At 30.8% G+C, this 11,842-nt stretch carries 13 protein-coding genes; 12 read left to right on the top strand and 1 reads right to left on the bottom strand.

Features of this window, described 5'->3' with window-relative positions:
• Positions 1–191: 191 nt before the first annotated feature.
• The 4 genes from QM694_RS04555 (at position 192) to QM694_RS04540 (ending at position 5,623) form a co-directional block, all read left to right on the top strand.
• On the top strand, positions 192–554 hold the full coding sequence (locus QM694_RS04555) for a hypothetical protein (RefSeq protein ID WP_415005742.1): 363 nt from the start codon (positions 192–194) through the stop codon (positions 552–554).
• A gap of 81 nt (positions 555–635) precedes the next feature.
• Positions 636–2,195, top strand: coding sequence for a hypothetical protein (locus tag QM694_RS04550; protein WP_415005741.1), 1,560 nt, complete (start codon positions 636–638; stop codon positions 2,193–2,195).
• A 174-nt stretch (positions 2,196–2,369) separates the two neighbouring features.
• A complete protein-coding gene (locus QM694_RS04545) occupies positions 2,370–3,464 on the top strand; it encodes a hypothetical protein (protein WP_415005740.1) in 1,095 nt (364 codons plus the stop codon).
• A 1,391-nt stretch (positions 3,465–4,855) separates the two neighbouring features.
• The gene (locus tag QM694_RS04540) at positions 4,856–5,623 is read left to right on the top strand and encodes a class I SAM-dependent methyltransferase (protein ID WP_415005739.1); all 768 of its coding nucleotides are present in this window, start codon (positions 4,856–4,858) and stop codon (positions 5,621–5,623) included.
• A 77-nt stretch (positions 5,624–5,700) separates the two neighbouring features.
• On the opposite strand, the gene QM694_RS04535 is transcribed toward QM694_RS04540, so the two are convergent.
• A complete protein-coding gene (locus QM694_RS04535; protein ID WP_415005738.1) occupies positions 5,701–7,329 on the bottom strand; it encodes a hypothetical protein in 1,629 nt (542 codons plus the stop codon).
• Positions 7,330–7,579: 250 nt separating this feature from the next.
• Here QM694_RS04535 and QM694_RS04530 point away from each other — a divergent pair, with 250 nt between their 5' ends.
• The 8 genes from QM694_RS04530 (at position 7,580) to rplR (ending at position 11,842) form a co-directional block, all read left to right on the top strand.
• On the top strand, positions 7,580–8,734 hold the full coding sequence (locus QM694_RS04530) for a hypothetical protein (RefSeq protein WP_415005737.1): 1,155 nt from the start codon (positions 7,580–7,582) through the stop codon (positions 8,732–8,734).
• Positions 8,688–8,879 (top strand): SEC-C metal-binding domain-containing protein, encoded by a 192-nt coding sequence (locus QM694_RS04525; RefSeq protein ID WP_415005773.1) that lies wholly within the window; start codon positions 8,688–8,690, stop codon positions 8,877–8,879. Before QM694_RS04530 ends, QM694_RS04525 begins: the two co-directional genes overlap by 47 nt.
• Positions 8,880–9,253: 374 nt before the next feature.
• Complete coding sequence (locus QM694_RS04520; protein ID WP_415005736.1) at positions 9,254–9,511, top strand: hypothetical protein; 258 nt, start codon at positions 9,254–9,256, stop codon at positions 9,509–9,511.
• 49 nt (positions 9,512–9,560) lie between these two features.
• Positions 9,561–10,157, top strand: a complete 597-nt coding sequence (gene rplE / locus QM694_RS04515; protein ID WP_415005772.1) for a 50S ribosomal protein L5 — start codon at positions 9,561–9,563, stop codon at positions 10,155–10,157.
• 32 nt (positions 10,158–10,189) lie between these two features.
• Entirely contained in the window at positions 10,190–10,495 is a 306-nt protein-coding gene (gene rpsN / locus QM694_RS04510) for a 30S ribosomal protein S14 (protein WP_415005735.1), read from the top strand.
• Positions 10,496–10,523: 28 nt separating this feature from the next.
• A complete protein-coding gene (rpsH, locus tag QM694_RS04505; RefSeq protein ID WP_415005734.1) occupies positions 10,524–10,922 on the top strand; it encodes a 30S ribosomal protein S8 in 399 nt (132 codons plus the stop codon).
• A gap of 11 nt (positions 10,923–10,933) precedes the next feature.
• Positions 10,934–11,467: a 50S ribosomal protein L6 gene (gene rplF / locus QM694_RS04500; protein ID WP_415005733.1), complete on the top strand. Its 534-nt coding sequence runs from the start codon at positions 10,934–10,936 to the stop codon at positions 11,465–11,467.
• A 12-nt stretch (positions 11,468–11,479) separates the two neighbouring features.
• Entirely contained in the window at positions 11,480–11,842 is a 363-nt protein-coding gene (rplR, locus tag QM694_RS04495; protein WP_415005732.1) for a 50S ribosomal protein L18, read from the top strand.

Below are 11,842 nucleotides of genomic sequence, written 5' to 3'. Positions count from 1 at the left end.
ACTGTCCCTACTACTCGTTCAGTTACGTATTGCTAAGGTTAATACGGGAAACACGACAGTAATCCGAACAGCACCTATCATTTCAATCATTATGTAATTGTGGAAATCAAATTACTTGGGAACTAACATCAAGTCATGATTTATTTAATTGCTTAAATCAACAAAGGGCAACAAATCAAACGTTATGTCCAATGTTATATAATGCCATTCCGTTATCACACTGGGTAAATGGTTTTGGTTCATTATTTATCATAGAAGATCGTGATTTATATTTAAGTGAAATTCAATTAACTGATAGTAGTAATATTATAAACGGAGCTTGGCATTTCCCTGAAATTCCATCAGCACAATTAGTTGTACCAATTCCACCAAATCCAGCTGAAATTCCAGCTGGTGGTTGTTCAGAATGGGAATCAATGGAAGATTATGAACTTCGATTAGCATTAGTATTTCAAGAAACTGGTGCAGTTAATTTACCACGTCGATGTACAAATAGAGTATTAATTCAATTAACTGGTGCAAATTTTGGTACAAATGTTATTGAAACAGATTAGGTGTACTTCGTGTATTTTTAGTAGATCCAATAAGTAATATTGAATATGAAGCATCAACAACTAGTTCGTCTGGTAATCATAATGATTATTGCACTGTTGCTGATGGTTGTAAACTCACCAGATTCAGAAATTATTTTTTGGGGAAAGGCTCCATTTGCTTCTGGTAAAGGTTTATCAGTTAAAGTGCAAGTTGGAAATCAACAATCAATAGCAACTAATGTATATTTAGATTATGCTCCTCCAAAATTAAATTCATTTCAACCTGGATCTGTTCAATTTCGTTCTGAATTTGCAACTGCCCAATATGGAAGTTTAGTACTAATGGGTTCTGGATTTGGTTATTCAAAAAGTCCAATTAATGTTTTAGTTAATGGTCAAATTTGTGCTAATCCAACATGGGTTGATGGTACATTTGAAGAATCTGGACAACCAAGTGTTCAATGTGATTTACCCAAAACTATATCTGGGCCAAGAAGCACACTTTTATGTGCATCAGGTAGTGGTGGATTTTTACGACAATATAGCTCTGATGCTGCAATTATTCAAGCTGGAGCAATTAAAAATTCCTGGGGTATTGGAAAAATTGATGAAACATGGGCTGTACGATTAGAATCACGACATATTGCAGCATGTGCAAATAATACAATGGGACGACCATGGGAATTATGTCGTAATTGTCCAGATGGTGCAATATGTACTGATCGTTTTGTTAATCCAAAAGCACGTGCTACATTTTTTATGGAAACATTTGAAATATATGATAGATCCACTGGTGAATTAAATGATAAAGCTGCTATGCGTTGTCCTCCAGAAATGTTAAATGATACTCTTTTAGATTATTACCCTGGAATAGTTAGACGTGACAGTTGTATAGATTATGTAAGATGTGATCCACGTGAAGCTTGTCTGGAAGGAAATAATTGTGCTGAAGGATATACATATGCGTACGAATTATGTCAAATAGCTAGAAATGAATCAAAAATAACTGGTAATGGTAATTTTACAAATACCTGTCGAGTAGTATTAAATCCAAAAACAAACGAATATGAAGGTGTTCATAGTGATTGTCGTGGTGATATTCCATTAGGACATTCTTGTCCTCCTAATGAACCTAAAAAATGTTCAATATGTTCTGTATCATTTATCGGGTTAAATGAATCTATACCTGTTGGTACATGTGAATGTGATATGCCTTCACGTTGCGCATTATGCAAAATTTATTCTCATTATCGTTTAAATGATAAATGTGAAGTATGTCCAGACAATCCAGGTTTATTAATTGCGTTATTTTTAATTGCCGGTTTAGCTATTATTGGAGCTGGTTATTTTTTATCAAAACGACAAGTAAATTTAGCCTTTATGTCAATTGGAGTTGACTATTTACAAGTTTTAGCATTATTTGCTTCAACTAATATTACATGGCCACCATATATTCGTTATTTATTAACAGTATTTAGTCTTTTTAATTTTAATATTGATATTACTGCACCAGAATGTTTAGTACCATCATTAGAATATGAAATAAAATGGTGGTTAGTAGAATTATTACCAGTTGTAGTATTTGGCCTTTTAATTGCAATTCATGTTTTATATACAACGTATAAAATATTGAAACAAGGACGACGTAGCCAATTGTTATAGTCATATTTCAAAATTATTAGCAATATTTATTGTTACATTTTATTACTTGTATTTAAGTGTAACTAACAGGGCGTTAGCTATATTTAATTGTAATCCAGCTGATCCGGATGATGGATTATTTATATACATCATTTACATCATTGCAATGTGATGGTGGAAATATATGTAGATGTAATGAAGTTGGTGGTAGTACAGCAACGTTTAGCTACACCGGCAACAATATTTTTAGTTGTTTACAGCTTAGGATTTCCATTATATATTGCCTTTATTATATTTAAAAATTATCGTCCAATAGTTGAAGATCAATACTTACGAGCATATGGAATTGGTAATGATAGAGAAACTAATCCGGATTGTTATGATATTCGTAAACGATATCATTTAATATATTACCATTTCCGTCCAGATAAATGTTATTGGTTTCTTGCTATTATTAGTCGAAAATTTTGCATAGCAGCAAGTGCATTATTATTTCGTGGTTCACCTACTTTTCAATTTGCAATTATATTATTAATTTTATTTATTGCATTTGTTTTTCATGTAAGAACACGCCCATATATGAGTTCTGGTGAACAAACTGTCATTATAAGAGAATTAGAAGAACGTGCTAGTGAATCTTTAACAGAAGGAAATAATCGTATGTATTATGAAATTTACAAAAAAATGTTAATTTCATTACGAACAGCACAAGAAATGCAACGAAAATCAAAAGTGTTAACATATCAAAAAGCTGCTGGTGCGTTTTGGCATGATACACATGATACACAACAATATAAAAATAAACGAATTGCATTAAAAGCTGCTGAATTTTTCTTTGATTTAAATACAGTTGAATCCCTTTTACTTGGAAGTGCAATTATTGTTACTGTATCTGGTATAATGTTTGAATCACGAGAATATGATCGAATTGATAGAGCAGATCAACGTGATGTTTTTGCTACATTAGTTATTGTTGTTGTTGCATTTACTTTAATTTATTTATGTATGGTTGTTTTTACTGAAATTGCTCCAACATATGCTTCCCGATTTTTAAAATTCTGTTTACGATATAAAGTTGAAAAAGTACGTGCTAATACAGCTGATTTAGATCGTGGTGTAGTATTAGATACAAATCCAATGTTAGCTGCTAATGCAACAATTGGTAAACGAGATATTAATGAATTAGAAAATCATTTAGAAATGTCAATGGAAGCATTACGTAAAACTAAAGAACAAAATGAACAATTTGAACGTGAAAAAGAACAATTTAAACAACGTTCAAAACAATAATATATAAATTTACGACATAAATAAATAATAATACAATCAATGCATCAATGCAACAAAAAAAAAAAAATTATACTGCCTGTATTTTTTGTTTTTTTTATTAATAACTTTGTTCATTTTAAAATTGACAAAACAATAAATTAACTTAGAAATGATAATTATTAATATATATATATATATATAATATGTAAAATATAATAATAAAATAATTGTAATTAATATAAATAAAATATTATTTAAATATATAATATGAAAAATAATAAAAAAAAAAAATAGAAATAAAGAATAATAATAAACAAGAACAAATTATTATTGTACCAGCACCTTTATTAATAAGAAATAAAAAACAAAATGAAAATGGATTTTTTAGTTTAGTAAGAAGATTTATTATTATTGAGTTTTTAAATGAAAATGATAAATAAAGAATATTAATAATCATATATTTTATAATTTAAATAAAAAAAAAAATTAAAATCAAATTTAGGGAAGAATAAAAGGAATTATGCAACAACGATGTAATGGTGCAATACCAAATGAAACATTACAAATGATGAGTAAGTATATTAAATATATCTTTTTGTATTGATATGTGCTAAAAAACGCGGCATATTGTATTTATATATAGATTATTTAACTGAAGTATTTTTACAAGATTTAATTAATAATACAATAAATAATCAACAATCACAACAATCACAACAGGAAGAAAATAAAAAACGAAAACTGGATAATGTAAATAAACAAAAAAAATATACATCAATAACAGAAGATCATTTGTAAGTACAAAATAGTATATTGTTGGTTTGATCTTTCTTGCTTTTATTTTAAAAAAAAATATATATATATACATTAATTGTAAAACATAAAAACAAACACATATAGAAAATCATGTGTAAATACAATTGATCGATTTGATTTTTTACGACAAATTAATATTAATGAACATATAAGTAGTAATAAATCATTTTCATCTAATAAAAAACCATATGACGAAAAAGAAATAAATAGAAAACATAAATCATCACGAAAAAAGAATAATGAATTTAATGATGTGGATCTACTAATTGCAAATGATGATGATTTAGAAAAAAATAATATTGAAAAAAAAAATATATCTATAGTAAAAAATTCTTTAAATGTATTGAAGAATGATACTATTGATTTCGATTCCCTATAAAATTATACTATATATATATATATATATATATTTCATGTTAATTTATGTAATGCAATTGCAAAGCCTTTGCTTTTTTTTTATTTTTTTTGTCTTTCTTTTGTCTTTTTGATATTTTCATATTAATTCATTAAATTGTATTAATAAAATAAATAATTATTTATATTATTTTACAATAGTTAAATTTATAAGATATTAAATTGATTTAAAATTATTATTAATGAAGAAAATTAAAATAAAAAAGAATAATAATATACAAAAAGATGATGATAATAATAAAAAGAATGTAAAAAGAATTAAAAGTAGTAGTAGTAGTAGTAGTAGTAGTAGTAGATTGCTTGATTTATTAGATATGTCAAATCCAAATCCAATTAAAATTGGTAATTATACAAATAAACAAAAAATTTTATTAGTTGGTGAAGGTGATTTTACATTTGCATCATCATTAGCATCAAAATTAGGATCAAGATCAAATATTGTTGCTACTTCATATGATAAAGAACGAGAAGTAAAGGAAAAATATCCAGAAACAAGTATACATGCAATTAATGCATTAAAAATGAGTGGAGCTTTAGTATTTCATGGTATTGATGCAACTCGTTTAAATGATTATGAAGATATTTTATTAAATCCGTCATCAATTAAATTATTTGATGTTATTGTATTTAATTTTCCACATGTTGGAGGATCAACAAAAGATGATATAAAAGCTAATCAAAATTTATTAAAAGATTTTTTTACATCATGTAATTCATTACTTGCATCTAATGGGGAAATTCATATAACATTACGTACAAAATCATCATTTTATTCAAATTGGAATGTTGAAAAATTAGCAAAGGATTCCAATTTAAAATTAAAAAAAACTGTAAAATTTGATAGTATTGCATATAAAGAATTAGGTTATCAAGAAGTTAGAACTCATCCTGGTGCATTACGTGATGCCCCTTCATCAGATGATGCAATTACTTATATATTTTGTGAATAATTCCAATAATGTAAAAAAAAATAAATAAATGAATTAAAAATAACATATATATATTAAATTAAAAAAAAAAAAAAAAATTACAATTCTTCTGAATTAATTGTTGTTTCATATGATTGAATATTTTCTTCAAATGCAGTGTCTTTTTTTTGTTGTTGTTTATTTAACCGATTATCAATTGCTCGTTTTAACACAATATCAAATTCTTTATTAATTTTTGTATTAGCAATATTAATATCTATAATTGTAGTTTCTTCACATAATTCTAATAAAATTGGAAATGATTTACTACTTATTCCAATATTATCACTTAAATCTAATTCTCGTATTTTGGTACTTGATTTTAAACCATTTTTTATTATTAATATTCCTTCATCAGTAATTTTTGTATTACTTAATCTAATAGTTTCAACATTTTTTAAATATTCACTAAGTTTTTTTAAATCATTATCTTGTGTTTCACTTTCACTTAAATTTATTACCATTTCTTTATTATTATTATTAGTTAATTCTTTTATTGTTTGTAAAATTAAACCTTCATTTAATATACTTGATATTTCACTTTGTATTTGATTTGATATTGAATTTCCACTAATCATTACTCGTGATAATTGATTTGTAGATTTTCGTTTTTTTAATATATTTAAAATTATTTCACCACCAATATTACCAATTTTATTATTACGTAAATCTAATACATTTAATTGACAACGACTACTACTATTTGTATCATTATATAATCCTTCCAAAAGATTAATAATACCATTATCAGTAATAAAATTATTACGTAAATTAATAACTTTTAATCCTTTATGTATTTTTAAAATTCTATTTAACATATGAATTCCAATATCAGTTAATTGGTTATTATCCATAATAATTTGTTGTAAATTTTGATTATTATTATTATTATTAATATTACGTAAATGATTAATTAATAGTGCTGTACCAGCATCTCCTATATTTTTAATTTTAATTATTTTAGCAAAATGTAATAATTCTTTAATATTATCAATATCATTTGTATCCATTTTTTTTATTGTTAAATCTAATATACCAGTTTGATAAACATTATTAGAAATTGTTGCAATTTTTTTATTTTCTTCTAATCGTTCATTAATTAATTGTAAAATATCTTTTCGCACTTGATTTCCATTTATTTCTAATTTAATTAATGCTTTATTTATTAATAAACAATCAGCTAATGCTAATGCCCCATCATTACCAATTTGATTTCTAAAAAGATTTAATGAAGTTAATATATTATTTTGTTTTAATGATAATGCTAAAGCAATTGCACCATCTTTTTTTATTAAATTATCAAATAAACTTAACGTTTTTAACGATTTATTAATAATTAACGCATCAGCAATTGCTTTAGCACCAATATTAGTTATTTGATTATAATCTAATGATAATGATGTTAATTTATTGTTATTTTTTAATGCATTTGCTAAAGCAATTACACCATCATCTTTAATTTTATTTCTATACATATTTAATGATATTAATGCAGGATTTTTTTTAATATGTTCACCAATAGCAATAGCTCCATTAATTCCACATCCTTTACCAGATAAATTAATTATTAATTCATTATCTTTAATTGATTTTGTACAATCATTAATTAATGCTAAATAAGTTAATTGATATATAATTAAAATAATAAAAATAGTAAATAATATTAATAAATATAAACTTGAATTCATTCTTATTATTTATATCTTTTTTTTTTTTTTCAAATAACCAAATTATTTATTTTCATTATATTATTTAAATTAACCACAACTAATTCTTGAATTATTAATTTATTAAATAATTAATACAAATAAAATTATAATATATATAATATACATAAATATATGTTTGGACTAGTTTGGTTAAAAAGTAATAGTTTGAATTAAATTATTAATATTTTTTGTGTTTAATTTTAATTTAGATAATAATTAAATTGTAAATATGAATAGCAATAATAATAATAATGAAAACAAGAAAATAATTACATTTGATAGAATTATACGTATGATTAAAAGTAATAATGAAAATAGTAAAGATATAGTTAAAATTGATTTATCTGATATTGATGCTGATGAATTAGATGAAAAATGTTTTAATACATCAGCATTTCCAAAATTACGACGAATTATATGTGATAATAATAAATTACAAATATTAGATAAAAAATCATTTGGAAATGATTTTTTAAAACATTTAACATTTGTTCATTTTTCAAATAATTTGTTAACAAATGTTAATGCTATTCAGCAAATGGATAAATTAACTACATTAACTTTAAGTCATAACAAATTAAAAGAATTTGATTCAAATTTATTATTAAAAAATTTAAAAAATTTAAAAGCATTAATGTTAGATCATAATTTATTATATGGTGAATTTGTTATACCACAAGAATGTAACCAATTATCCGTTTTAGTAATATCACATAATGAATTAGATACATTAAATGTAACAAATATTAATAATTTAAAAAAAATTAGTGCATCATCAAATAAATTTAAATCAATACCAAATGTAAATATGCATATTGGGTTAAATGAATTACGTTTAGCACATAATAAAATTAAAATTAAAAATAGTGATTCAATTGCCATTATATTTAACAAATTAGTAAAATTAAATTTATTAGATTTAAGTTCAAATAAAATTGAAAATTTTGAAATATTATTAAATGGATTAAAAGGTACAAGTAAAGAATTAAAAAATTTAAGTATACGTGGTAATCCATTTTGTATCATTAATGACGACGAAGATAATAATAAAGAACATACTAATAATAATAATAAGATTTTGTTTGATGAATTAACAACTATTGCATTAAAATATTTACCAAATTTAAATATATTTAATTTTCAAAATGTAAAAAGAATAAATAATGAAAATAATATAGGCAATAAAAACGAGGAAACAACAGCAACTACTACTACTACTACTACTACTACTACTGCAAGTAATGTTAATATTGACAAAAAACAAACACAACAACAAGTAAATAATAAATTAATGGAAAAATTTAATAGAAAACAAATATTAAGAAAAAAAAAATTTAATATCAAAAAAATTACATCAACCAGATCCATCAAAATTTCGAAATAAACCATGTTCTTGTGGTTCTGGTATTAAATATAAATTATGTTGTGAAAAAAAAATACAAGATAATAATTATAATACATTAACAAATAAAAATGATGAATCCAAAACTAGCACTACTTCTACATCTACGAAACAATTTAAAAAATAATGATGGTCATGAGCCTAAAATAAAAAAACATAAACAAAGTCATCATACTTAAATTTTACAATAAAAAACCAATCGAATTTTGTACTACTTACCAAATGATATATAAGATATGATATATATATATATATATATATTTGTATTTAAGGCATAACCACTTTCAACATTTCATTGAGTTTTTTATCCTTTTTTTGACTTTTTTTATCATTTTTTTATTGTATACAAAAATTATGCATCATTTGCATCGTCATAAAAAATAATGTCAAAAAATATAAAATAATAAATAATTGTTTAAAGAATATATATATATAATATTATTATATTAATGTGAGGAGAGTATTTATATATATATATATATGTTATTTAAGTGAATTAAAATGAAATATAATGATATTTTACGTAAATTATATTTTCATGATGGTAAACCACCACCAGTAAAATTAGGATTAGAAAATATAAAAAATCTTGATAAAGTTTTAGGTTATCCAAGTAAAAGTGGTTATAGTATAATTCATGTTGCTGGTACAAATGGAAAAGGTAGTGTAACATGGAAAGCAGAAAGAGGTTTAGTAAGTAAAGTTATATATATATATATATATATATTTGTTAAAAAGACTAAAAAACACAAAAATTAATATTTTATTTTATATATATATTTTTTTTAGAGAGAACTTGGTATGAGTACTGGTATGGACGCTTGAGGCTGTTCCCGCCGATTACGTGCCGCGCCTGCGCAAGCTCTATGACGAGCAGGTGAAGCCGGACCTCATCAAGAAGTTCGGCTACAAGAACGTCATGCAGGTGCCGCGCATCGAGAAGATCGTTCTCAATATGGGCGTGGGCGAGGCGACGCAGGATTCCAAGCTGGTGCAGGTTGCTGCCGCCGAACTTGAGAAGATTGCCGGCCAGAAGGTCGTCATCACCAAGTCGCGCAAGGCCATCGCGCAGTTCAAGATCCGCGAGAACCTGGCGATCGGCGCCAAGGTCACGCTGCGCAAGACGCGCATGTATGAATTCCTCGACCGCCTGATCACCATCGCGCTACCGCGCGTGCGTGACTTCCGCGGCCTGACGGATCGCAGCTTTGATGGCAACGGCAATTATGCCTTCGGCATCAAGGAGCATCTGGTGTTCCCCGAAGTCGATTACGACAAGATCGACCGCGTGTGGGGCATGGACGTGATCATCTGCACGACGGCGCGCACCGATGAAGAGGCCCGCGCGCTGATCGAAGCGTTCAACTTCCCGTTCCGCAAGCCCGCCCGCAAGCAGGCCGCATAACCGGACACAAGAGATAAACCAAGGTAGCCCACATGGCGAAAACGAGCTCGGTCGAAAAGAACAACCATCGCAAGCGTCTGGCGAAGCAATACGCCGGCAAGCGCGCGCGCCTCAAGGCGATCGCCAAGAACAAGACGCTGAGCATGGAAGAGCGCTTTGCCGCTCAGCTGAAGCTGGCCGAGCTGCCGCGCAATTCGTCTCCCAATCGCGTCCGCAACCGCTGCGAGCTGACCGGACGCCCGCGTGCCTACTACAGGAAAATCAAGATGTCACGTCTGGCGCTGCGCGATTTGGCCAACCAGGGTTTGATCCCCGGCATGACCAAATCGAGCTGGTAACAGATACGGACTTCAGGAGAGTGATGGAATGAGTGTCATTGATCCGATCGGCGATATGATCGCCCGTATCCGGAATGCCCAGGAGCGGGGCAAGTCGAAGGTGTCGACGCCCGCTTCGCGCCTGCGCGAGCGCGTGCTGGAAGTGCTTCAGAACGAAGGCTATATCCGCAGCTTCGCTACCGTGCAGCAGGGCTCGAACAAGGCCGAGATCGAAATCGAGCTCAAGTATTTCGACGGCGCGCCGGTCATCCGCGAGATGCAGCGCGTGTCGAAGCCTGGCCGCCGCGTCTACGTGTCGGTCTCGACGCTGCCGACCGTTTACAACGGCCTCGGCATTTCCATCCTGTCGACGCCCAAGGGCGTCATGTCCGATGCGGACGCACGCTCGCAGAACGTCGGCGGCGAAGTGCTCTGCACGGTATTCTGAGGTAACGGTCCATGTCTCGTATTGGTAAAAAGGCTGTTCCCATTCCCGCCGGTGTTTCGGTGAACCTGCAGGGCCATAACCTTTCGGTGAAAGGCCCCAAGGGCGAACTGAAGATGGTGCTGGTCGAGCATGTGCTGGCCAAGCAGGAAGCGGGCGGCATCAAGGTCGATCCGCGCGATGCGTCCAAGCTCGCGCATTCCTGCTGGGGCATGTCGCGCACCATGGTCGCCAACATGATCAAGGGCGTCACGGAAGGCTATTCCAAGACGCTCGAAATCAACGGCGTGGGTTACCGCGCGGCGGTGCAGGGCAAGAGCCTCCAGCTCAACCTCGGCTACAGCCACGATGTGCAGTATCCGATCCCCGAAGGCATCGACATCAAGACACCGAAGCCCACGGAAATCGTGGTGAGCGGCATCGACAAGCAGCGCGTCGGCCAGGTTGCGGCGGAAATCCGCGAATACCGTGGCCCCGAGCCCTATAAGGGCAAGGGCGTCAAATACGCCGGCGAATATATCTTCCGCAAGGAAGGCAAGAAGAAGTAACAGGTGGCGTCAATGGCAACGAAAACCTCTCCCCACACCAAGCGCATGGCGCGCGTCCGCAAGGCGCTCGCCGCCCGCGGCAACCTTCGCCCGCGCCTGTCCGTCTTCCGGTCGAGCAAGAACATCTATGCCCAGGTCATCGATGATGCGAAGGGCGTAACGGTGGCTTCGGCCTCGAGCCTTGAGGAAGGCTTCAAGAAGGGCGGCAAGACCGGCGCTGACAAGACGGCGGCCACGGCGATCGGCAAGCTGGTGGCGGAACGCGCCATCGCGGCCGGCGTCAAGGACGTGGTCTTCGACCGCGGCGGTTATATCTATCATGGGCGCATCAAGGCGCTCGCCGACGCCGCCCGCGAGGGCGGACTGAACTTCTAA

The sequence above is a fragment of the Aestuariivirga sp. genome (assembly GCF_047602625.1).
Lineage (GTDB): Bacteria > Pseudomonadota > Alphaproteobacteria > Rhizobiales > Aestuariivirgaceae > Aestuariivirga.
This window is presented reverse-complemented; position numbering and strand designations above follow the sequence as displayed.